Origin of the sequence: Chryseobacterium koreense CCUG 49689 (assembly GCF_001045435.1) — a bacterium.
GTDB classification, from domain to species: Bacteria; Bacteroidota; Bacteroidia; order Flavobacteriales; family Weeksellaceae; genus Kaistella; species Kaistella koreensis.
In genome coordinates, this window is record NZ_LFNG01000014.1 from 31,666 (window position 1) to 55,601 (window position 23,936).

General features: G+C 40.0%; 23 protein-coding genes. 17 read left to right on the forward strand and 6 right to left on the reverse strand.

Annotated elements, in window-relative coordinates; genetic code table 11:
• Positions 1-39 precede the first annotated feature (39 nt).
• Positions 40-2,898: an aminomethyl-transferring glycine dehydrogenase gene (gene gcvP / locus ACM44_RS10985; RefSeq protein WP_048500098.1), complete on the reverse strand. Its 2,859-nt coding sequence runs from the start codon at positions 2,896-2,898 to the stop codon at positions 40-42.
• Positions 2,899-3,118: 220 nt separating this feature from the next.
• On the opposite strand from gcvP, the gene fbp reads away from it, so the two are divergent.
• Positions 3,119-4,135, forward strand: a complete 1,017-nt coding sequence (gene fbp, locus ACM44_RS10990) for a class 1 fructose-bisphosphatase (protein ID WP_241477175.1) — start codon at positions 3,119-3,121, stop codon at positions 4,133-4,135.
• Positions 4,136-4,202: 67 nt separating this feature from the next.
• A complete protein-coding gene (locus ACM44_RS10995) occupies positions 4,203-5,228 on the forward strand; it encodes an o-succinylbenzoate synthase (protein ID WP_048500100.1) in 1,026 nt (341 codons plus the stop codon).
• A 151-nt stretch (positions 5,229-5,379) separates the two neighbouring features.
• Here the strand turns inward: ACM44_RS10995 and ACM44_RS15030 are convergent, their stop codons facing one another.
• Positions 5,380-7,188 carry a sensor histidine kinase gene (locus tag ACM44_RS15030; protein WP_160304020.1) on the reverse strand — a complete coding sequence of 603 codons (1,809 nt, stop codon included), beginning with the start codon at positions 7,186-7,188 and terminating at the stop codon, positions 5,380-5,382.
• 58 nt (positions 7,189-7,246) lie between these two features.
• A complete protein-coding gene (locus ACM44_RS11005) occupies positions 7,247-7,876 on the reverse strand; it encodes a response regulator transcription factor (RefSeq protein WP_048500101.1) in 630 nt (209 codons plus the stop codon).
• A 287-nt stretch (positions 7,877-8,163) separates the two neighbouring features.
• Here ACM44_RS11005 and ACM44_RS11010 point away from each other — a divergent pair, with 287 nt between their 5' ends.
• The 15 genes from ACM44_RS11010 to ACM44_RS11075 all read left to right on the forward strand — a co-directional run bounded on the left by ACM44_RS11010 (position 8,164) and on the right by ACM44_RS11075 (position 21,900).
• On the forward strand, positions 8,164-9,396 hold the full coding sequence (locus ACM44_RS11010) for a hypothetical protein (protein WP_048500102.1): 1,233 nt from the start codon (positions 8,164-8,166) through the stop codon (positions 9,394-9,396).
• Positions 9,397-9,407: 11 nt separating this feature from the next.
• Positions 9,408-9,908: a hypothetical protein gene (locus ACM44_RS11015; RefSeq protein WP_048500103.1), complete on the forward strand. Its 501-nt coding sequence runs from the start codon at positions 9,408-9,410 to the stop codon at positions 9,906-9,908.
• A gap of 94 nt (positions 9,909-10,002) precedes the next feature.
• The gene (locus ACM44_RS11020; RefSeq protein ID WP_048500104.1) at positions 10,003-10,479 is read left to right on the forward strand and encodes a lipoprotein; all 477 of its coding nucleotides are present in this window, start codon (positions 10,003-10,005) and stop codon (positions 10,477-10,479) included.
• Between the two features lie 3 nt (positions 10,480-10,482).
• The gene (locus ACM44_RS11025; RefSeq protein WP_048500105.1) at positions 10,483-11,433 is read left to right on the forward strand and encodes a DUF6175 family protein; all 951 of its coding nucleotides are present in this window, start codon (positions 10,483-10,485) and stop codon (positions 11,431-11,433) included.
• A gap of 4 nt (positions 11,434-11,437) precedes the next feature.
• Complete coding sequence (locus ACM44_RS11030; RefSeq protein WP_048500106.1) at positions 11,438-12,370, forward strand: hypothetical protein; 933 nt, start codon at positions 11,438-11,440, stop codon at positions 12,368-12,370.
• A 2-nt stretch (positions 12,371-12,372) separates the two neighbouring features.
• On the forward strand, positions 12,373-12,978 hold the full coding sequence (locus ACM44_RS11035; RefSeq protein WP_083993717.1) for a porin family protein: 606 nt from the start codon (positions 12,373-12,375) through the stop codon (positions 12,976-12,978).
• 59 nt (positions 12,979-13,037) lie between these two features.
• The gene (locus tag ACM44_RS15860) at positions 13,038-13,172 is read left to right on the forward strand and encodes a hypothetical protein (RefSeq protein WP_262486480.1); all 135 of its coding nucleotides are present in this window, start codon (positions 13,038-13,040) and stop codon (positions 13,170-13,172) included.
• Between the two features lie 24 nt (positions 13,173-13,196).
• On the forward strand, positions 13,197-14,870 hold the full coding sequence (locus tag ACM44_RS11040; protein WP_048500108.1) for a glutamine--tRNA ligase/YqeY domain fusion protein: 1,674 nt from the start codon (positions 13,197-13,199) through the stop codon (positions 14,868-14,870).
• A gap of 413 nt (positions 14,871-15,283) precedes the next feature.
• The gene (locus ACM44_RS11045) at positions 15,284-16,456 is read left to right on the forward strand and encodes a thioredoxin family protein (protein ID WP_048500109.1); all 1,173 of its coding nucleotides are present in this window, start codon (positions 15,284-15,286) and stop codon (positions 16,454-16,456) included.
• Positions 16,457-16,462: 6 nt separating this feature from the next.
• On the forward strand, positions 16,463-17,095 hold the full coding sequence (locus ACM44_RS11050) for a DUF3575 domain-containing protein (RefSeq protein ID WP_048500110.1): 633 nt from the start codon (positions 16,463-16,465) through the stop codon (positions 17,093-17,095).
• A complete protein-coding gene (locus tag ACM44_RS11055; RefSeq protein ID WP_048500111.1) occupies positions 17,095-17,298 on the forward strand; it encodes a hypothetical protein in 204 nt (67 codons plus the stop codon). The genes ACM44_RS11050 and ACM44_RS11055 overlap by 1 nt, the downstream gene beginning before the upstream one ends.
• A 124-nt stretch (positions 17,299-17,422) precedes the next feature.
• A complete protein-coding gene (gene dusB, locus ACM44_RS11060; RefSeq protein WP_048500112.1) occupies positions 17,423-18,415 on the forward strand; it encodes a tRNA dihydrouridine synthase DusB in 993 nt (330 codons plus the stop codon).
• Between the two features lie 151 nt (positions 18,416-18,566).
• Positions 18,567-19,469 (forward strand): ABC transporter ATP-binding protein, encoded by a 903-nt coding sequence (locus ACM44_RS11065; RefSeq protein ID WP_048500113.1) that lies wholly within the window; start codon positions 18,567-18,569, stop codon positions 19,467-19,469.
• 97 nt (positions 19,470-19,566) lie between these two features.
• The gene (locus ACM44_RS11070; protein ID WP_048500114.1) at positions 19,567-20,883 is read left to right on the forward strand and encodes an ABC transporter permease; all 1,317 of its coding nucleotides are present in this window, start codon (positions 19,567-19,569) and stop codon (positions 20,881-20,883) included.
• Positions 20,884-21,075: 192 nt separating this feature from the next.
• Positions 21,076-21,900 carry a flavin reductase family protein gene (locus ACM44_RS11075; protein WP_048500115.1) on the forward strand — a complete coding sequence of 275 codons (825 nt, stop codon included), beginning with the start codon at positions 21,076-21,078 and terminating at the stop codon, positions 21,898-21,900.
• 1 nt (position 21,901) lies between these two features.
• Here ACM44_RS11075 and ACM44_RS11080 read toward each other — a convergent pair whose 3' ends face one another.
• From ACM44_RS11080 to ACM44_RS11090, 3 genes are all read right to left on the reverse strand, one after another.
• Complete coding sequence (locus ACM44_RS11080; protein WP_048500116.1) at positions 21,902-22,750, reverse strand: alpha/beta hydrolase family protein; 849 nt, start codon at positions 22,748-22,750, stop codon at positions 21,902-21,904.
• Between the two features lie 27 nt (positions 22,751-22,777).
• Positions 22,778-23,266: a hypothetical protein gene (locus ACM44_RS11085; RefSeq protein ID WP_048500117.1), complete on the reverse strand. Its 489-nt coding sequence runs from the start codon at positions 23,264-23,266 to the stop codon at positions 22,778-22,780.
• A gap of 77 nt (positions 23,267-23,343) precedes the next feature.
• The coding region (locus ACM44_RS11090) for a hypothetical protein (RefSeq protein WP_053215462.1) at positions 23,344-23,936 on the reverse strand (593 nt) is incomplete at its 5' end.

Consider the following 23,936-nt stretch of genomic DNA (forward strand, 5'->3'; position numbering starts at 1 on the left):
ACCCGAAGAAAAGATTCACTCCGCAGGAAATTCACTTGCTTACATATACTCCTCAATCGGCGCACAAGTACAGATCAAGTTTCTATCACCATACGCTTCGTCCACTCTGGCAACAGTTGCAAAGAATTTGTGGTCTCTCACCCAGTCCAAAGGATATGCTGCTTTTTCGCGGCTGTAAGGTTTGTCCCAGGAATCGGAAATCACCAGTTGTTCGGTATGCGGGGCATTTTTCAAAACATTATTTTCTGCATCCGCGGTTCCGTCTGCGATTTCCTCGATCTCTTTTTTGATGGAGATCAATGCTTCGGCGAAACGGTCGAGCTCTGCCTTACTTTCAGATTCTGTAGGTTCGATCATCAATGTTCCGGCAACCGGGAAACTCACTGTTGGAGCATGGAAACCGTAATCCATCAATCGTTTCGCCACATCTGCCACTTCAATTCCCAGTGGTTTGAACTGTCGGAAATCCACGATACATTCATGGGCAACCCGCCCTTTTGCATTGGCATAAAGGATTGGGAAATGCTCCGCCAGGATTTCTTTTAGATAATTGGCATTCAAGATGGCGTGTTCTGTTGCTTTTTTCAAACCATCGGCACCCAGCATTTTGATGTAGGCATAAGAAATATTCAAGACCAAAGATGATCCGAAAGGAGCTGCGGAAATTGCTTCAATAGCTTCTTTTGAGCCAATTTTGATATTGGGATTGGAAGGCAGGAATTTCACCAAATGTTCCGCCACGCAGATGGGTCCAACTCCAGGACCGCCTCCACCGTGTGGAATCGCGAAAGTCTTGTGCAAATTAAGGTGACAAACATCTGCACCGATATTTCCGGGCGAGGTGAAACCCACCTGCGCATTCATATTTGCACCGTCCATATAGACTTGTCCGCCGTGTTGGTGGATGAGTTTGGTGATTTCAATGATATTGTCATCAAAAAATCCATAAGTTGACGGATAGGTGATCATGGCAGCTGAAAGGTTTTCGCTGTGTTGTTCAGCTTTTGCCTTTAAATCTTCAAAATCGATTTCTCCGTTTTCAAGGTTTTTCACTACCACCACTTTCATTCCTGCAATCACTGCGGATGCTGGATTTGTGCCATGTGCAGATTGCGGAATCAGAACGATATTCCGGTGTGATTCACCGCGTGATTTGTGGTATTCCCTGATCACCATCAAACCGGCGTATTCTCCTTGCGCTCCGGAGTTCGGCTGCAAAGAAGTCCCTGCAAATCCGGTGATTTCTGCCAAATCTTTTTCCAGTTCCTGGATTAGACTTTGGTAACCACCTGCCTGTTCGATTGGAACAAATGGGTGCACACTTCCCCACTCCGGCCAAGAAAGCGGCAACATTTCGGTAGCGGCGTTTAATTTCATGGTACACGATCCCAGGGAAATCATGGAATGGGTCAAAGACAAATCTTTTCTTTCCAAACGTTTGATGTAGCGCATCAATTCGGTTTCGGTGTGGTATTTATTGAAAACCTCGTCGGTCAGGATTTCATCTGTTCTTAGAAATTCTTTTGGGATTTCAACTTCTTCTTTAAATATCAATTTGAAACTTTGCTTGTCTTTCACATTCGCAAATGCATCAAACAATGTTTGAAGTTTCTCTTTGGTAGTAGCTTCATTGACGGAAATGCTCACCACGCCTTCCGTGAAATAATTCAGGTTGATTTTGTAATCGCGCATCATCCGCATCAGGATGTTTTTTTCCTCCTCTTGCATCCTGATTTTCACGGTGTCAAAAATCGGCTCCTCCACGGTATCAAAACCAAGCACCTTCAAACCGTCTCGCAACGCGTTTGCCTTGAAATGAATTTGGTTGGCGATAAATTCCAATCCTTTCGGACCATGATAAACCGCGTACATTCCTGCCATCACCGCCAAAAGAACCTGTGCGGTGCAGATATTTGAAGTAGCTTTTTCTCTTTTGATATGCTGCTCCCTGGTTTGCAGCGCCATTCTTAATGCCCGTTTTCCGTAAGCATCCTGCGAAACGCCGATGATTCTTCCGGGAATATCGCGTTTGTATTCTTCCTTGCAGGCAAAAAATGCAGCGTGAGGACCTCCATAACCCATCGGAATACCGAATCTCTGGGTAGTTCCCACCGCGCAGTCAGCTCCCATTTCTGCAGGAGATTTCAATTTCACCAAAGCCATCGGATCACAGGCAACAGCAACCTGAAGGTCTAATTCCTTATAATATTTAATGTGGTCTGTATAATCTATAATAATTCCGTTTTTTCCCGGATATTGAAGCAAGACCCCAAAATAGGACTCATCGAACTGATGGTTTTTGTGGTCTCCGACGATGATGTCGATTCCCAAACCTTCCGCTTTTGTCTTCAAAACGGCAATGGTTTGAGGTAAAACCAAATCAGAAACAAAGAACTTGATGGCTCCATTTTTCTTTTGGTCTTTGGTTCGGCTCTCAAAAAACATGTGCATTGCTTCTGCTGCAGCCGTGGATTCGTCTAAAAGGGAAGCGTTCGCCAATGGCAGTCCCGTCAAATTGACGATCACCGTCTGGAAATTCAGCAGCGCCTCTAATCTTCCCTGAGCTATTTCCGCCTGATATGGCGTGTATGCAGTGTACCAGGAGGGATTCTCCAGAATATTTCGCTGGATTGCGCTGGGCAAGATCGTGTTGTGGAATCCAAATCCGATATAGTTGTCAAATGGCAGGTTTTTTTGCGCAAGATCTTTAGAGTGCATCAACATTTCATGCTCCGAAAGTGCCTCAGAAATGTTTAATTCTTTCTTTAAACGGATAGAATCCGGAATGGTTTGAGCGATCAGCTCATCGATTCCCGAAACGCCTACTTTCTTTAACATGGCCTGTTTATCGGCATCGTTCATGGAAATGTGGCGGTTTACAAACTTAGTGGTGTCCATATAATTTTAGTAGATTTATTTTGAAAATAAGGTTCGTAAAATTACAAATTTTAAAGGAAAGTGCCAATTGATTTGAAAAGCCAAACAATGATATAAATCTTATTTCCATCATTTCCAAAAGTGGAGATTTAAAGGCGGAAAATAATCATGAATCTTGGAATTGATGCGAAAAAATCCAAAGTTTTTTCCGAAATTTGTACGAAATCAAAAAAACATGGAATTGACAGATAATTTTCGAACGCTGGGTGAATTTATTATTGACAAACAGGAGGATTTTCAATATTCCACCGGTGAACTTTCAAGATTATTAAGCGCAATCCGACTTGCCTCAAAAGTGGTGAACCGCGAAGTGAACAAAGCGGGGATCGCAAATATCATCGGGAAGGTGGGAAACCAAAACATTCAAGGCGAAGAACAGCAAAAACTGGATGTGATGGCCAATGAAATCTTCATAGAAGCGTTGTCTCAGCGAGAAGTCGTTTGCGGAATCGCATCCGAAGAAAGCGACCATTTTATTGAAATCAAATGCGGCACAAACGCCCATCTCAGCAAATATGTAGTGTTGATCGATCCTTTGGACGGTTCGTCAAACATTGATGTGAATGTTTCTGTGGGAACTATTTTTTCCATATACCGCCGAGTGACCGAACCCGGAACACCTGTAACTCTGGCAGATTTCCTACAAAAAGGCGTCAATCAAATCGCCGCAGGATACGTGGTTTACGGATCTTCAACGATGATTGTCTATACCACCGGAAATGGGGTAAATGGTTTCACACTCGATCCAAGTTTAGGAACCTTTTATCTTTCTCATCCCGATATGACTTTCTCTAAAAAAGGAAAGATTTATTCCATCAACGAGGGAAATTATTTCAAGTTTCCGCAAGGGGTTAAAGATTATATTAAATATTGTCAAAAAGAGGAAGACGACCGTCCATACACCTCTAGATATATCGGAAGTTTGGTTTCAGATTTTCACAGAAATATGATTAAGGGTGGAATCTATATTTATCCATCCACATCCCAGTCGCCAAACGGAAAATTGAGACTTTTGTATGAATGCAATCCCATGGCGTTCTTGGCCGAACAAGCAGGTGGAAAATGTACTGATGGGTTCAACAGAATTCTGGAAATTCAGCCGACCGAGCTGCACCAAAGAGTTCCCTTCTTTTGCGGAAGTTTCGAAATGGTGGAAAAGGCAGAAGAATTCATGCGGAATGCTGCCGAACAAGAATAACAACCTAAATAAGCAACTTGGTAAAGGCGCGATTTTTCGCGTCTTTGCTGTTTAAAAAACCTTTAAAATGAAATCCGCAAATTTTTCAAAGCACCTGCTGGAATTTAAAAATCCCAGCGGAACTTCACGGGGGATTCTGCACACGAAAGAAACCTTCATCCTGGAAATCTCTGAAAATGGCAGAAAAGGAATCGGCGAATGTGGAATTTTCCGTGGATTGAGTTTTGACGATGTCCCTGATTATGAAGAAAAACTGAGCTGGCTTTGCGAAAACATTAATGAAGATGAAGCGTTTCTAAAAAAAGAACTGCTTTATTTTCCATCGATTTGGCTGGGTTACGAACAGGCGACTTTAAATCTAAAACATGGCGGAAAAATTTATTTTCCAAGCGAATTCACAGAAGGAAAATCCGTCATCAAAACCAACGGACTGATCTGGATGGGAAATCCGGATTTTATGCAAAGACAAATTGAAGAAAAGCTAAAATTGGGCTTTGACTGCATCAAACTGAAAATCGGTGTGGATTGGAGCGCTGAGAAGGCAATCTTAAAACAATTGAGAAATCGCTTTCCAAAGGAAAAACTAGAACTGAGGGTGGATGCAAATGGCGGATTCACTTTCGATGAGGCAGGAACCGTTCTGCAGGAGCTTTCAGAATTGGGAATCCATTCGATCGAACAACCGATAAAAGCTGGCAGCTGGAGAGCGGGATCCGAAAATGAAATCGCAGCATTATGCGAGAAAACGCCGATTCCCATCGCTTTGGACGAGGAATTGATCGGGGTGCTAGATTTTGAAGAAAAGGCAGCGCTTCTGGAAAACATCAAACCGCAATACATCATTCTGAAACCATCTTTAATTGGTGGTTTTTCAGGAACAGACGAATGGATTTCACTCGCTGAAAAAATGAAAATCGGTTGGTGGATTACCTCTGCGCTGGAAAGCAATATCGGTCTAAACGCTATATCGCAGTACACTTTCACCAAAAATCCAAAAATCCCGCAGGGATTGGGAACGGGTGGACTTTTTACTAACAATTTTGAATCCGCACTGAAACTAAATGGCGACCGGCTTTCGATGGTTGCTGGATAATCTTTTGGACCTCATCATTGACAAAAACAATATGCATCTCCTTTCGTTTTCAATTGAAATCTTGAATATTTTACGAGGAATTCGCGAATAACACGGGTACGCTCTCTCCCCATTTTCCAAATTGAAGGTATAAGGTGAGGCGAGATGCATTTCATAGATTTAGGATGAAGCATAGATGAACTCCTTTTTCAGATTCAATGATGTGAAAGTCACCCGCCAAAAGCGCCATCCTTCGTTTCATACTTGAAATACCGTTTCCCTTCATGAATTTTTGGGGGGATATACCGACTCCATCATCTTTTAAGGTGATGATAAGCTGACAATCGGTCTGCTCAAAATTAAAGTTTACGTTTTTCGCAGAACTATGTTTGTAAACATTGTTCATTCCTTCCTTCAGACAGAGAAACAGATTTCTTCGGGTTTCTGCCGAGATCATCGCATTTGAAAGGTTTGATGAATGAAAGTGGACATCTGTAATGGCTTTATTAAAGAAATTCTGCGCATAATTTGTTACATAAAAAACAAAATTCTGCACATTGTCATTTTTAGAATTGAGACTCCACAACATTTCCCTCATCGAAAGATGCATGTCCGCCGAGGTATTCAGAAGGTCATCTAAATCTTCTCTCACATTTTCGTCCCGCACCTTATTTCGGATATACTCGATCTGCAATTTCATGGCGGAAATTCCCGCTCCCAAATCGTCATGCATATCATCTGAAATCCTTTCGCGTTCGCGCTGAATATCTCTTTCTCGCTCTAGTTCGTGGGTCAACAGCTGTAGCTTTATTTCACTTTTTTCTTTCTCTGACTTGGTGTAGTTGTAAATCATTGTGGTAATAAAGGCCATAAGGTTGACCAAAATGGCGAATTGAAGCAATTTGAAGGAACTAAGACTTAGGTTTACCCAGCCAGCTTTTCCGTCGAAGATTCTGTTCCATAACACTTCTAGAGAACTGATGGTGATCAAGGTCAAACCGATTGCACCCAATTTATAAAAAGCGGTGTTCAGCCGATTACCATAGACAAAAATCAAAATAGTCACCAGGACCAACGAATCTAAGATTGAAGCAAAACCGAGATAATGAGAAGCAAAAAAGGCAAGATTATGATTTGTGAAATCAGTCAGTTCCACTAATATTTGCACGATCCAAAATATAATCCCGATTGTGGTGACTTTATGAACGAGTGATTTCTTCGGGATATCAAAAAAATTTCGATAAAAAAGGTAATACAGCAGCATATTCACATCGCCCAATGCGTTCCAGAAATGACTGTTGGTCATAAAGGGTACAAAAGATGGTTCAACGATCAAAAAGTTGGATCTGGAGAGAAAGTAAACAGCATCTGTAATATTAATTAGGAGAAAGGGTATCACATAATGCGAGAACTCCTCGCGTCCGTTGAACAACAGGAACAGAACCGCAATTAAGAATAAACAAAATTCAAAACCTGCGGTTAACAGAATGATGGAATTAATACTAAAAGAATCCGGATTATTATAGAGAAAATAGGACGCATAAAAAGTGGGAACCGACAGCATATATCTTTCCGAGGAGATTTTTAGAAGAAATGTTTTTTCGCTGAAGGGAGCAACTGCAATCGCTCCATAATTTTTTCTGATAGAGTTTTCAGAAATTCTTCCTGCAAAGCCGGAACTTCCAATCCGTATAGGTTTTGTGTTTTCCATGCTATACAGTTCCATTTTTGCAATTTGATTTTTGCAAAAGATGAAAACGGTATCCCTTGCCGTGCTTTTAATAGAGAACTTGATCCACACCGCCTTTTTGGATTCCACATCCATTTTGCTGAATTCATCATAAGGGATGAACACTTTTGGAATTTCATTTTTGGAATCAATCACAGCAAATTGAGCATGTTCATTGAGCGGAATTCCATTTAATGAGTTTGATTGGTTGATAACAATATCCTTGCCTTTGACGCAGGAGAATGTCATCATGAGAAATAATAAGAAAAAGAGATTGGACTTTATTCCGTTAATCATTGCTCGCAGGATATTACTTGAACGGCTGGCTCAGTTTATTAATCGCCTCAATTTTATTACTGACCTGCAATTTGCGATAGATACTCCCAATATGTTTTTTCACGGTGTCCAGTGCAATGCATTTTTTATCCGCAATTTCTTTATAGAGCAACCCTTGAGCTAGCATTTCCAACACCTCTTTCTCGGTTTGGGTGAGGATGGTGGTTTCATTATTTCTTTTCTCCTCCCGAAAAAACTGCAAAACTTTTTTTGCTACTGAAAAGCTCATGGGTGCACCGCCATTATGGACTTCTTTCACAGCATTAATAATTTTGCCCATACTGTCTCCCTTCACCAAATAGCCAGACGCTCCAGATTTTAGAGATTTAAAGATATTCTCTTCATCTTCGAAACTGGTGCACATGATAAATTGGGTTTTTTCCATCTCGGCACTCAATTTATGCACGATATCTGTACCCGAAATATCCGGCAGCTTAATGTCAATCAGCACCACGTCGGGTTTGCAGAAAGCCAGTTCGCGCATCGCTACTCTACCTTCAAAAAATTGCTGAACGCAAAGTAGTTCTTCATCGAAATCTACAATTTTTTTCAATGCGTTATTATAGTGTCGGTCGTCCTCCACAATGGCTATTTTGATTGGCATGGTTCAAGGTTTAAAAAAGCAAATATCCTTTAAAAACAAAACGTGTACAATTACCCTTTTGGGTGATATTGCAAAACTGTATGGATGTTTTTGTTTCGATAAAAGTAACTAAAAAAACATTGCCTTGAAACCAAAATTATTAAACGAATGTTTAATTAAAAATCACCCTTTTGTGGTATTGCAGATCATGTTGTAATAACAGAGCTTTGGGGCTTTATTTGAAAAAAACTGTATGATCACACCAAACAAAAATGAAAACAAAAAAATCAACTAACTATTTGTAAGCCATGAGAAAATCTACCCTTTTATTTACGTTTTTTTGTGCAGGTTTATTTTTTGCACAAAAATATTCCATTTCAAAAAAAGACTCTGTAAGCATAGATTACCGGAGAAGTTCCCTTTCTACATTCATGCTGGACAACAAATCGATCGAGTATGACGATGCAGTTCAGAATGCATTTATGACCAAATTCACCCCGGACAAATATAACAACCACAATTTGCCTGACGACACCCGATTAATTCCCAAAAATGAGTTGAACATTGATGATGTGAAATATCTTGAAAATTTCCTCAATGAACAGAAAATCGGAAACGAACTGGTAGCAAAATGGTTCAACCGAAGTAAAAAAGGCGCATTTGATGCCGATCTGGTGTTGAAAAGAGGATTTTATGATGCCAAGGAACTGGACCGGAAAATCGCACAGAACACCTCCCGCGGAGAGTCATCTTTGGGAGATAAGGGTGCTGAGTTAATTGATAATACCTTCGTCATTGTCATGAAATCCAATTACACCAACAAGGAAAATATAGCCAAAGGTCTTGGAGCAGGACTTTCATTGCTATCGCAGAGCTTTCTACAAGAGGGAAACCAACTCGCGTCCTCATTGACGGATCTCACAAAACTGACCACCGACACTTTCGGCAAAGGTTTTTGGGTAGGGACCAAATCCTACCTCTTCAAGCTGGTTTGGGATGCGGATACCAGAGATCGCTTCTACAACGAACTTTGGGCTGATGAAAAATCAATTACTCCCGAAAAGAAAGCAGCTTTTGATAACGCTGATTATTTCAAAGTAAAATTTGTGGGCCAAACAAAAACTGGTGCAGATATTCAATCCTCCACGCTATCTGGCAAATCAAACGAGCAACTGGTGGAAAGAGCGACCATTAAATCATTTGATAAGGCCATCAACAATCTTCAAAAATCTTACGATGTCTTTTCCGTTAAAATCCCCGTGTTTACAGTGGATCCGGTAATTACCATTAAAGCCGGGATGAAAGAGGGAATTGATAAGAAGTCGAAATTTGATGTTTTGGAGAGGGTCATTAAAGAGGATGGTACAGAAGAGCTTGTGGTAGTAGGGAAAATGAAAGTGGATACCAACTATCCGATCTGGGACAACAGATATGGTGCAGATGAAGAAAATCCAAATCAAGAAGTGGATGTAACCGTATTGAAGGTGAGTAAAATGAAAGGCGACATTGTTCCCGGAATGTTATTAATGCAAACAAACTAAAATAAATTGCTATGAAAAAATTAATCCTAATCCTTATCTTGTTTCTGTCTGTAAACTCATTTGCACAGAATGGAAAAAATGACAAAAACACCCGGGAATGGAAATATGAAATCGAATGTGCCGGTGTTGGCCAAGACGGAAGCTATCTGGTGAGGGTTTTCTCTTTCGAGAAAACAAGGAAATTGGTCATTGAGCAGGCAAAGAAAAATGCGGTACACGGTGTGATTTTCAAAGGATTCATCGGAAATTCCGAATGCGGCACACAAAAACCACTGGCCAAAAACCCAAATGCAGAAGCTGAAAATGAACATTTCTTCAACAATTTCTTTATGGATGGAGGAAAATACATGAAATACGTAACACTATCTACCGACGGGAATGTAGATCCAAAAGACATCGTGAAAGTTGGGAAAGAGTACAAACTAGGAATTATCGTTACCGTATCAAAAGATCTCTTGAGAAAAGACCTAGAAGCCGCAGGAATCATCAAGAGTTTCTCATCCATGTTCTAAAAATAATCAGCCGAAATCAAATCCGGAAAAAAACACCCAAAGGAAAATTCCTCCGCAAAAAAAACAACGGTCCAAAAACCAAAATTATCGGAAAATGAAAAAATTAATACTTATCACCTCTGCCCTCGTTTTTCTGAGCAGCTGTCAATCCTACAAGCCAGAATATGACTTAGGCAATTATTCGCTTAAAACCATCGGCATCAGAAATGAGCTCGATGGAAATATACTGGTAAAAGTTTCCGCTCGTGGAACTACCTACGAAGAAGTAAAAGCTAATGCATTGAAAACTGCACTCAACGATATTTTCTTAAAAGGCATCGATCAGGGTCCAAAAGACTGCATCAAGCTCCCGCTTTTTCAAAACAAGCAAGATGCCCCCGAAACAAAGCAGTGGCTGCTTGCCTTTTTTTCAAATGAAGGAAATATAGGTGATTACGCATCCATCTACCGGGAATTTGCCACTTATGAACAAAAGCGCGATTTAAAATACACCCAAAACCAAGCATTAAGTTTCGAAGTCCTGTTAAAATACAGCGCTTTAGAAGGTTTGGTAAAAAGACTTAACCCATAAACTATGAAAACAAAATTATTACCGATTGTGCTGGTTTTGATGGCACAAGCATTTTTTGCACAGGGTGCGAAAAAACCAATCCTAATGCTTTTCCCTGAAGACAGTTGGTGTACCCGAAACGGATTTATGGAAAAAGATGGAAATGGTGAAGACCAATGCAACTACACCAGAGCTTTCAAGGAAAGTGATGAACTAAACCTGGTGATGAGCAAAATTGGCGAAATTTTCACTGACCGAACCGATGGGAAATTCAACATCAGAGCATTCGCACAAAACCAGAAAATTCAGTCTAAAACAAATGCCAGAGCTGGGATGGAAAGTAAAGACGGAGCCCAAATCAAGACCTCTGCCGTAAATGATTTGGTTTCCGGGCAAAGCAATTTTGATTTAGGCATCTATGTGAATTTCTATTTTGCGAAAGAAGGACCGAAAAATTCTCTGAAATTCGACTTCAACGCCAAAGATAATTATACCGGTGAACAAGTTGCCAGTTCACCCGACCTGGTCGGAAAATCTACTTATTCCAGCGATATTTTGTCCATGGTGGCAGAAACCATCAATAACAAAGTGGATCCATTTTTTAATCAAATCGAGAACTATTTTTCCGATATGGCAGAAAATGGAAGAAAAGCACAGTTCGTGTTCGGGTTGTTCAATGATATGAAAGAGGATTTCGAAACAGAAATAAACGGTCAGACTCTCGATAATCACATTGAAGACTGGTTCTCCAGCAATGCGGTGAAAGGAAAATACAATCTCACTGAGTCTTCGGAAGTGATGCTCAATTTTGAAGAAGTCAGAATCCCCGTTTTTGATGCAAACGGACGTGCAGTAAGTGCCGATATTTTTGCGAGAGGAATCAAGAAAACCTTCGAAGCAGCCCCATATAATTTCAAAGTTACTGTGAAAAGAACTGGAATGGGCAAAACATCAATCTACTTTTCAAAAAAATAAAGTCATGAAAACAATAAAATTAATCGCACTTATTCTGGCATTTACTCCGTTGTCATTTTTTGCACAAGATGATACCGGAATAGAAATCTCCACCGCTGCAGGTTCAAGTGATTTAGCCCAAACCTATTCTAGCCTTATCGAGAATAAACTTGGTAGCCTACTCGCTCAAAACGGAATTGTTCGTGGAATAAATTCGCAATTCGAGATCTCAACCGATTTTAATGTTTTGAACACTAAAACCGCAGGTGGGGCACCACCAATGTATATTTACGAAATCATGTTTACCACAAAGATTATGAATATTGTGGACAAAAATACCTATGCACAGGTATCTAAAGTATCAAACGGTGTGGGAAATACTTTAGCAAAAGCAGTAAACAACGCGATCAACCAGATGAATTTCAACACGCCTGAATATCAAAATTTCTTGGCCGACGCTAAAACAAAAATAGTGAATTACTATACAAAAAACTGTTCTACAATCATCAACGAAGTAAACATGCTCGAAAAAACAAACCAATACGATTTTGCACTTTATAAACTTACTTCAATTCCGTCTGCCGCAAAAAGTTGCTATTCTCAAGCCATGGCAAAAGCACAGGCTGTCTATGTGAAAAAAATCAATTATGAGTGCAAATCCAATCTGGCACAGGCCAAAATGGAATGGAGTAAAAACCCCAATGCCGAAGGTGCCGAAGCCGCTACAGCATATCTGTCACAAATTGACCCAAGTTCATCCTGTTTCAAAGAGGTGGAAGCTTTCTCAAAAACAGTTGGCACAAGAATGAAAGAGATAGACGGCAGAGAATGGAACGTGTATTACGAAAAAGAAGTGGGTCTGGAAAAAGACAGAATCCAAGCTATCAAGGAGATCGGAAAAGCTTTTGGAGCAGGACAACCAAAACAAGTTATTCATAACACCAAAATAAAGTTATAACGATGAAAAATCTACTATTAAAACTGTTTGCTCTTAGTACGTTAATGGTTTTCACCGGAATTCAGGGGCAGAAAACCAGCAAATACAAGAAAAAATCAGGTCCGGATTTTAAGTTTGGGGCGCTGGTTGGTGCAAACTACGCCAATATCAATGGATGGGATTCCTCTGCAGATCCAAAATTTATTTTTGGAATCAATGCCGGAATGTACACCTACTATCAATTCAGTGAAAAAATAGGTTTGCAACTTGAAGCGACATATACAAATTTTGGATCCGATGTGAAATTTGAAACTGCAGGGACTACCTTAAAGGAAAGACTTGATTACATCGCAATCCCGCTTCTTTTGAAGCCGCGATTCGACAATTTTTACATTACCGCAGGACCACAATTACTGATTTTGGTTTCTGCAAAAGAAAATGGACACGATATTAAAGAAAGTCTGAATACCACGGATTTCGGTTTGACAGGCGGTTTGGGATATTACTTCACAGAAAATTTCGGTATTGATTTAAGATATACACATGGAATGTCCGACATAGTAAAAGACAGCACATTTGAAAAGTTAACCAACAATGCGTTTGCTGGAAGGCTTTTCTATCAATTTTAAAGTTTAAATTTTAGTTTTCACACCGAATTTCTTTTAGATTTCGACCATTGAATCAAAAAATGATTACAAAATTCACTGCCAAAGCTTTTGCTTTGGCAGTGCTGCTTTCTAATCTTGCAATTCCGCCCCTGCATATTCTGTTTCTGAATATTCACAAAACGCCACCAGTTTTTCTTTTCCCCAAGAATCCGTAAATTCGCACTCTACAATTCTAAACAATGGAAGAAGAAAAAAAAGCACTCAACTTTATTGAGCAGATCATAGAAGAAGATCTCGCAAAAGGATTAGGAAAAGACCAATTGCGATTCCGTTTTCCACCTGAACCGAATGGATATCTTCATGTGGGTCACACCAAAGCAATCTGCATCAATTTTGGCCTGGGTGAAAAATATGGAGCACCCGTAAATCTTCGTTTTGATGACACCAATCCTGAAAAAGAAGAACAGGAATTTGTGGATTCCATCAAGGCAGATATCGATTGGCTTGGCTTTAAATATGACCAAGAACTTTACGCATCCGATTATTTTGACCAACTCTACGATTGGGCGGTCCAAATGATCAAGGAAGGGAAAGCTTATGTGGACGAACAATCTTCCGAAGAAATTACCGCCCAAAGAAAAAACCCTTTCGAAGACGGAATCGAATCACCTTTTAGAAACAGACCGATTGAAGAAAGTCTGCAACTATTTGAAAAAATGAAAAACGGAGAATTTGCTGAAGGCACCATGTCGCTTCGTGCAAAAATCGACATGAAATCTCCCAACATGAATATGCGTGATCCGGTGATGTACCGAATCCTGAAAAGACCACACCACAGAACCGGTGATAAATGGAAAATCTACCCAATGTACGATTGGGCGCACGGAGAATCCGACTATATCGAGCAAATTTCGCACTCGCTTTGTTCTTTGGAATTTGAAAATCACCGTCCACTTTATGATTGGTATCTGGATCAAATTTATGACCCGTCCAAGGTGAGAAACAAGCAAAGGGAATTCGCCAGAATGAATGTGACCTACATGATTACTTCCAAAAGAAAACTGCAGAGACTGGTCGCAGAAAAAGTAGTGACAGGATGGGACGATCCCAGAATGCCTACCATTTCCGGAATGCGGAGATTAGGTTTTACCCCGATTGCCATTAAGAACTTCATCGAAAGAGTGGGAGTTGCTAAAAGGGAAAACATGATCGACATACAGCTTTTGGAATTTTTCGTGCGCGAGGATTTGAACAAGATTTCCACCAGAGTGATGGCGGTGGTTGATCCTGTGAAACTCGTCATCGAAAATTATCCTGAAAATGAAGAAGAATGGCTGGAAACCGAAAACAATCCGGAAGATGAAAATGCAGGAACCCGAGAAATCCCTTTCAGCAGAGAACTTTACATTGAGCGCGAAGATTTCAAGGAAGAAGCCAATAATAAGTTTTTCCGCTTAAAATTAGGTGGTGAAGTCCGTTTGAAATCCGCATACATCATCAGAGCTGAAAGAGTGGAAAAAGACGAAAATGGCGAAATCACCACGATTTATGCAACTTATGATCCAAAATCAAAATCCGGAAGCGGAACCGAGGAAAGCTTAAGGAAAGTAAAGGGCACCCTACATTGGGTTTCTGCAAAACATGCAATTCCGGTGGAGGTGAGAATCTATAACCGGCTTTTCACCATTCCTGAACCGGATTCGGAAAAGGAAACTGACTTCATGGAATTCCTCAATCCGGAAAGCATGCAGACCGTTCATGGATTTGCTGAACCAAGCCTTAAAAATGCGGAGATTGGCCATCCTTATCAGTTTCAAAGGATCGGTTATTTCACCAAAGACAGAGATTCCTCTGAGGAGAAATTGGTGTTCAACAGAACCGTGACTTTGAAAGACGGCTACAAACCCGAATAAATTTTAGACAAGTATTTTACAAAAAACTTCGGACTTCCGAAGTTTTTTTGTCAGATGACATCCCGAATGAAAATGGCTTCCTTAATCGATTGCAAAAGTTTTCGATAACGTTGTTTAACTGTGATTGAAAATGAGTTCATCTTGTGTATTTATTAGCTATCCCAAAAATAGGAAACACCCGCCAAACTTACTTTAAACCAATATTAATAACTGATTAAATCTTGTGGATACCGTATTTCAGTCTACAGCAAATTCCTTTTTTGGTGCGAAAGCATCTTCCATTTCACAAAGCACAGCATTACATTAGAATCATCGGAACTGCTCAAATTCGCTTAAAATAATCTTATAATTTCCCAAAATCTTCTTTGCTCAAATTTTTTATAATTATATTCGCACAGATTTTTCCTAATGAAATGAAAAAAATCCTGTTATTCCTATTCGTCACTATCTCAATTTCCATTTTTGCACAAGAGGGCATAAATTTTGAAAAAAGCAGCTTTAAAGATATTTTGGCTAAGGCAAAAACCGAGAAAAAACTGGTTTTTCTGGATGCTTATGCTTCCTGGTGCGGTCCATGCAAAATGATGGAGAAAAATATTTTCCCGCTCAAATCGGTGCGTGAGTTTTTTAACTCCAATTTCATTAACGCCAGTATCGACATGGAAAAAGGAGAAGGACGAGACATTGCCAGAAAATACAATATCTACTCCTATCCTACTTACCTTTTTCTGAATGGAGATGGTGAAGTAGTGCTAAAAGATTATGGCTATAAATCAGAAAATGAATTCCTCGATTTCGCCAAGGAAGCCAATAATCCTAAACTGAAAAATGGTTCTTACAAAGAGCTCTTTGCGAAGGGGGAAAAAGATCCTGAACTGCTGCTCAATATGATGCGGACCTATTCAGACAGTGATCCCGAATTCGCCAAAAAAGTCTCCGAGCGGTACTTTCAGGGGAAGGAAAAACAACCATTAAGCCCGGAAGAAATCCGATTACTTCTATATTATATAAAATCACCGGAAGACCCGAATTACAAGGTTTTTGTTGAAAGAAAAGACGAAATCAGCCAAATGATCTCTCCTGAAAAATACCGGGAAATTGATTCAAGCCTAAAGATTTCAAAGGCGTTTGAGGCTGCTTTCGATCAGAAAACCGGCACCATCGATGAGGAAAAATTCTTTCAGTCCGCCACTCCGTTGGTAGGAAAAACCGAAGCTGAAAATGAACTCAATAGGTTTAAGGTAAATTACTACGCCAATGTGGGGAATTTTGCCGGATTTGAAAAAGCTGCTCTTGCATATTATTCAGATCCTGAAAAGTTTACGACCGACGAGCTCATCAAAGCAGCCTGGATTTTCAGCGAACACGTCACTGATCCGCAATCTCTGAAAAAAGCGGTGGAATGGGCAGAGAAAGTAAACATGAATGTTCAAAATCCACAAAACACCTATATCCTGGCAAAACTTTATGCCAAAACCGGTAATAAAGATGGTGCTTTACTGTACGCAAAACTATCAAAGTATCTTGCCGAAAGTCAAGGCCAGGATTCCTCTTTAGCCACGCAATTATTAGAAACCCTAAAATAAAATAACTTGAAAAAAATCTTTTTACTCCTTGCTTTTTCGGCATTTGCCTTTCTTAGCGCACAAACCAATGATTCGGTCAAGACTCCAAAAAAACTTTATGTAAAAGCCAACGCCCTTTTTCTGCCAATCGGAATGCTGAATGCAGGAATTGAGCACCAACTTAGTGAAAAATGGACCCTACAGGAAGAAATTTTCATTTCACCATGGGAATCATTCGCAGGAGTTCCTGCGCAAATCTATATGGGTGGAATTGAGGCCAGATTTTATTTCAATAAAGCTTTTAAACATTTTTATTTGGGAGCAAATTTGCATGTTGCCGCGTTCAAAATGAGGAAGTATAATTATTGGGGTGACGGAGATTATCAATATGGACCGGAATATCCTGTTTACAAATTAAACGACATCTATCAGTCAGGATTTGCAATAATGGGCGGCGCTACAGTGGGTTACCAGTGGCAAATCAATGAAAACTGGAACTTGGATTTGTTTCTTGGTGGCGGTCATTCAGAAGGGTTTTATCATGGTTATGTAACCAGTACCGGCGAAAGATATGATGTAGATTATGTGGACGGCGCTAACAGAAGTGGCGAGTGGATTCCCTATAAAGGCGGTTTAATGATTTCATACAGGTTGAGATAATGAACATTAAAAGCACCAAATTCGTCGTGATCGCAGTGATCACCTTTATTATTTTATTCCTGATGAACTACATCGGCAATGATTTACCGGACAAGGTTGAAAGAGCCTTGATGACGGCAGTTGCAGGAGTTGTCGGTTTGACAATTGGAATGTGGTTTGTGCACCGGAACTCAAAAGACGATACCCACCACGACTTCGATTAAAAAAATTTCAGATAAAAGCAGCTTCCTTTGAAGCTGTTTTTTTATCACGCACACTTGAAACTTTCGCCATTAAACTTCTTTGTTGCGGTCTTCCGACTTCTAACTAATTTCGTAATTTTGCGCCATGATAAAAATCGGCAACATAACGCTTCCAGACTTCCCGCTTCTGCTCGCTCCGATGGAGGATGTTTCTGATCCGCCATTCCGAAGACTCTGCAAAATGCACGGAGCAGATCTCATGTATTCTGAATTCATCTCTTCGGAAGGACTGATTCGCGACGCCATGAAAAGCCGAAAAAAACTGGATATCTTCGATTATGAAAGACCCGTGGGAATCCAAATTTTTGGCGGTGATGAAGAAGCAATGGCACTTTCCGCAAAAATCGTGGAAACCGTGAATCCAGATTTGGTGGACATCAATTTCGGTTGCCCGGTAAAAAAAGTCGTTTGCAAAGGAGCCGGCGCAGGTGTTTTGAAAGATATCGACTTAATGGTCCGACTGACCAAAGCAGTGGTAAATTCCACCCATCTTCCGGTGACCGTGAAAACCCGTTTAGGTTGGGACACGGAAACCATCAACATCATGGAAGTTGCCGAAAGATTGCAGGAAGTTGGCATAAAAGCATTGACCATTCACGCCAGAACCCGATCCCAAATGTACAAAGGTGAAGCCGATTGGGATTATATTTCAAAAGTGAAAAACAATCCGAATATTGAAATTCCAATTTTCGGAAACGGTGATGTGGATTCTCCCGAAAAAGCTTTAGAATACCGCACAAAATATGATTGCGACGGAATCATGATCGGTCGTGGTGCAATTGGCTATCCGTGGATTTTTAACGAGATCAAGCATTTTTTTGCGACGGGTGAAAAACTTCCCGAACCGACTATTACACAACGTTTGGAAGCGGTTCGCCAACATGCGGAATGGAGCGCGGAATGGAAAGGCGAAAGATTGGGGCTGATTGAAATGAGGCAGCATTACAGCAACTATTTCCGGGGAATTCCACATTTCAAGGAATGGCGCATGAAGTTTTTAGAGGTATTCACTTTGGAAGAAATGGGCGATGTAATTCAACAAGCCAAAACGTTCTATGAGGAAGGAAATTTCGTGTAGCACTTTTTTAGCGAGCTCCCTTTTCAGACTCACTTCTTAAAATACCGCAGAATTCTTCTAAACGCTTTCCGAAAGGAATAGTACAAAGTCATTTATTGGCTGCACCGTAACATTTTCATGAATCCAAGTACTAATATCTAAAAGAATTTTCATGCTCAAAGCAGAACACGTCACCAAAACTTACAACGCCGGAAAAAAACTGGCACTCCATGATTTTTCCATTAATGTTCCGGAAGGCAGTATTTATGGGCTTCTTGGTCCAAATGGTGCCGGAAAAACCACATTCATCAGAATTATCAACCAAATTACGCAAGCCGATTCCGGTGAAGTATTTATCAATAACGAAAAACTAAATCCGGAACACATCAAGCAAATCGGTTATATGCCGGAAGAACGCGGGCTTTACAAAAATATGACTGTGGGCGATCAGATCCTTTATTTCGGGGAGCTGAAAGGAATGGGAAAAAATGACGCACTGGACCAGGCAAAATACTGGTTCGGGCAACTTCAGATTGACCAGTGGTGGAAAAAGAAACTCTCTGAACTTTCAAAGGGAATGGCACAGAAAATACAGTTCGTGGTCACCGTTTTGCACCGCCCGAAATTGCTGATTCTGGACGAGCCGTTTTCAGGTTTTGATCCGGTGAACGCAAATTTGATCAAAGACCAAATCCTAAACCTGAAAAACCAGGGAACCACAATCATCCTTTCCACCCACCGAATGGAAAGCGTGGAGGAAATGTGCGATTACGTAGCCTTGATCAATAACGCGAAAAAAGTTCTCGATGGGAAAGTCTTCGAAGTGCGTGAAAAATTCAAGAAGAATATTTTCAAGGTAACCCTTTCAGATGTGGATAATGATCATTTTGAATCTTTCAAAAATCAGTTTCAAATTGAAGACTATTCTATTGAAAACCAACTGATTTCATTTGACATCAAAAATGGAGATCACCAAAACCTATTACTGAATGAACTGATGAAAGTAGGGAAAATCAGATCTTTTGATGAGAAAATTCCAAGCATGAATGAGGTGTTTATTAATGCAGTGCAATAGGTAGTTTTTCTTTAGAAATTGAAATCCAAAGATTATCTTCGGATGAATCCATTGCCTATTTTGAGCCTCAAACCTTAAACTTTAATCCAAAATTTAGATGAAAAACATATTCCTAATTACAAAACGTGAATATCTAACCCAGGTCAAAAAGAAATCCTTCGTGATTCTAACGCTTCTCGCGCCCATTTTGATGATTGGTTTCGGTGCTTTGATCGCGTTTATGTTCAAGGCCAACGAAAGTTCAAGTACTTTCAACGTCATTGATAAAAGCGGGATTTTCGTAGGCCAACTTAAAAATGATAAAAATATCAAGTACGTTTTTGTTCCCCAGGAAAATGAAAGAGCACTCACGGAGACTTTGAAAGATATGACCGGAATTGAGGGATTGCTGGTGATTCCGGAATTGAGAAACAACAACTTCGACGAACTTGAAAAAGGAAGCAAACTGCTGATCAACAAAAAGATTGGTTTCGATACGAAACTGAGCGTCATCGCAGATCTTTCCAGAATCATCAAAAAAGAAAAAATCAAAACCCTCGGAATTTCTGAAAGCCAGATCAAGGATTTGGATAAAAATTTCGAGCTCTACACCAAAAATATCGTGGATGAAAAAAGTACCGACAACGACCTCTCTTTCGGCGTGAAATCCGGATTGAGCATGGTTTTGATGTATGCGGTTTTCATGTTCATCATCATTTACGGAGTTCGCGTGATGAGAAGTGTTTTGGAGGAAAAAAACAACCGCGTGGTGGAAATCATCATTTCCTCGGTGAAACCATTTGAACTGATGATGGGCAAAATTTTGGGCGTTACTTTGGTCGCTTTAACCCAATTTTCAATTTGGATCACGATGGCTGTACTTGGCGCAATCACTTTGAACACTGGTTTTTCAGCCATGCAAAATCAAATTCCCGGCGGCGAACAATCTGCAGAAATGATCCAGAAATTCGACTTTAAACAAATGGCGGGCGAAGTTTCCCACATTCTTTTGGACATGAATTTCCCGCTGATTATCTTCGTATTCATCGTTTTCTTTTTGCTGGGATATATTTTTTACAGCTCCATGTATGCCGCGATCGGTTCCGCTGTGGATAACGAAACTGAAACACAACAGTTCACCTTATTCGCCATCATTCCTTTAATGCTAGGAATGTACGGAAGTTTCACCATCATGAATAATCCTGAAGGTCCGCTTGGTTTTTGGCTGTCCATCATTCCGTTCACTTCGCCGGTTGCCATGATTGCCAGAATTCCATTTGGTGTGCCTTTATGGGAAATCGCACTTTCCATGATATTGCTGATTGTTTCAACATTGCTCATGATCTACATCGCCGCAAAAGTCTATCGCGTGGGAATTCTCATGTATGGAAACAAAGCGAGCATGAAGGAGCTTTGGAAATGGATTCGGAGTTGAAAAGAAAATGCAACAAAAAACTTTCGTCATCGGAAGTTTTTTTAATTTTGATGACTTATGGTCTTCATTTCGTCATTAAAGACTGATTGGACCGAAAAATGAATAAATATTTGAAATTCCTTTTCCACTGTCGCAAATTCTCGGAATAACCATTATTTTTGTCGGAAAGTAAATCCTATTTTAAGCAATTCAATGAAAACGATTTCTCCAAAGGAATTAAATAACCTTCAACTTCAAACGCTTTTGCAGACAGCGATTGCACCGCGTCCTATCGCATTGGCTTCCACGGTTGATCAAAACGGCTTCATTAATCTGAGTCCGTTCAGTTTCTTCAATATGTTCAGCAGCAATCCGCCCATCGTGATTTTTTCACCGGCGAGAAGAGTTCGTGACAATACGACGAAACATACTTTAGAAAATGTTTTGGAGGTTCCGGAAGTGGTGATTGGAATCGTGAATTTCAAAATCGTACAGCAGATTTCACTGGCATCCACGGAATATGAGAAAGAGGTAAATGAGTTCGTGAAATCCGGATTGACGATGAAAGATGCCGATTTGGTGAAACCTAAACTCATCGAAGACTGTCCGGTGAATTTGGAATGTAAAGTTTTAGAAATCAAACATTTGGGAACTGAAGGCGGTGCCGGTAATTTAGTCATCTGCGAGATCATCAAAATCCATGTTCGTGAAGAATATTTGAATGATTCCGGAAACTTAGACCAAAAGAAACTCGATTTGGTCGCAAGATTAGGCGGAAACTGGTATTCCCGAAATAATGAAAACAACCTTTTTGAAGTTCCAAAACCTTTGGTAACGAAAGGAATCGGTTTCGATCTGCTGCCGGATGAAATCAAATTCAGCAAAGTCTTTACCGGAAACGATTTGGGAATGTTGGCTAATGTAGAGGAATTGCCGGCTGCAAATTTTCATTCCGAAAAGGAAAAACATTTGGAGGCACAGCAACATCTTCAGGAAAGCCGAATTGAAGAAGCGTGGAAAGTTTTGGTTAAAAATTAGATCAAAGCTGAAAAACCAAAGCTAGAAAATCAATAGATTTCATCGTGGCTTTTTCAAGATCTTTCGGCAAAAAATCACCTGACCACGGTTCTTTTGCGCCAAAAGTATGGTTCGAATCTTCTATGATGAAAAGCTCCGAAGTTTTGCACCATAAGTTCAGCAATTCCGCTTCTTTGACATTCACCGCCAAATCATCGGTTCCCTGAATGATGAGGAATGGCTTCCTGAAATGTTGTGCGGCAAACTGGATATTGAAACGGTTTTCGTTGTTCTTAAAATCCTCAAAATACTGGTAATAATGCGGCATCTGCTGTTTGGTTCTGCCGTTTTCGGAATACATGACCCCGGATTTTTTCCAAGCTTCCAGTTTTTCGCTCCTCGGGAAACGGTTGGCGAAATTACTCACTCCGGCTAAAGTAACCAACGCTTTTATTCTTTCATCTTCAAATGCCTTGATTACCGAAATTCCTCCTCCCCGACTGTGACCGATGATTGCGATTTTCGATTGATCAATTTTCGGATTTTCATAAAAATGATTTAAAACCGCATCGTAATCCGACATTTCTTTTGAGAAATTATTGTTCCCGAATGCTTCCAAATCTGCAAACTCGGTGGGGTTTTCTAAAGTGGTCCCGTTGTGCGAAAAATTGAATTTAACGAAGAAGAATCCTGCTTCTGCAAACTTTTCTGCCATCAGATTCCACGCTCCCCAGTCTTTGTAACCTTTATAACCGTGTGCAAAAATTACGAGCGGAAGTTTAGTTTCTGAATTTGGGTAGAAAGCGTCCGCGAGGAAACTTTTTGTTTCAGCGTTTTGAATGATGATGTTTTTTTCCTGATGAACGGCCATAATCTCAATTTTTAACGGAGCTTAAAGTTACCAATAAATCTTTCTGGAAAAATAATTGATAGGAACAAAAACACCATTTTGCAAAGTGAGGTTGCCATTATTATTGTCTTCTTCATCATAGTTCAGGTAGGCACATTTGGTGCTGATGATGCCAATCGGTATTTCTACGGCGGGGGTTACGATACTTTCAAAATTTGGTAAAGTGTCCTCATTTGAAAAATAATTATGCCCCGAAGCCGTGTAGAGTTCAAATAAAGCCTGACGGAAATGGCCGTTATTACTTACATTGTGTTCGGGATAATTGAAATTATACAGATCGGCAAACATCGGTGCTTTATCCAAAAGTACTTTTTCCGGAGCAAATCCAGGTTGTGGCACATAGATTTGTGAAAGCGCATTATCCCAATTGAAATTTTGTGCGAAGATTGATTTCGTAAATAGTATAATACCGAAAAGAAATAGTTTATTCCATTTGGAACTACAAAATATTTTTTCTCTTGTAATTTTCGATTTCATAATTTTGTTTTTGAGTTAGAGTCAGTTATTTATTAATTCGGTTGAGGGAGCAATGACAGTTGCTCCCTTTTAACTAGTTATGGGAAATTTGTTGTATTAATAAGGCTATTAAAATCAAAACGACCTTCAGAAATATCAATAATATCAGATGGGTCGTTTACATTTTTGACCTTACAATAAAATGTACCCGATAAAATGGCATTATCATTTCTGGTTAATATAATTTTCCCTGTACCAGCCATGGATTTGTAATTATTTGAAATACCATTTTTATATGCACTTACATAAATGTAGTTGTTATAATTGTCATTTAGGAAACTTGGTGAGATGCCATCAAAAATTTGATATTCTCCTGTAGAAAAATAATTGTTACCGGAAAAATTTTGTAAATAAATAAATACTGCTCCTCTATTGGTTTCTCTTCGATCCGAGGCTTGGATATACATATATTCATTGTTTGTACCTCCGGCTACAGTTATTGGATAATGATTGCTTCCCGGCGGCACATAACCAATAGAGTTTCTCGGCACCATCACCACACCGTTTATCTTGCAACCAAAGGTGTTAGCACCGGTCTGGGTAATGGGAGGCAGTTGTGGGTTGTAGGTGTCCTGCTGGTTTTCGCTGCTTCTGCCGCAGGCAAGCGATAGGGTTGCTAAAGCAAAGATTA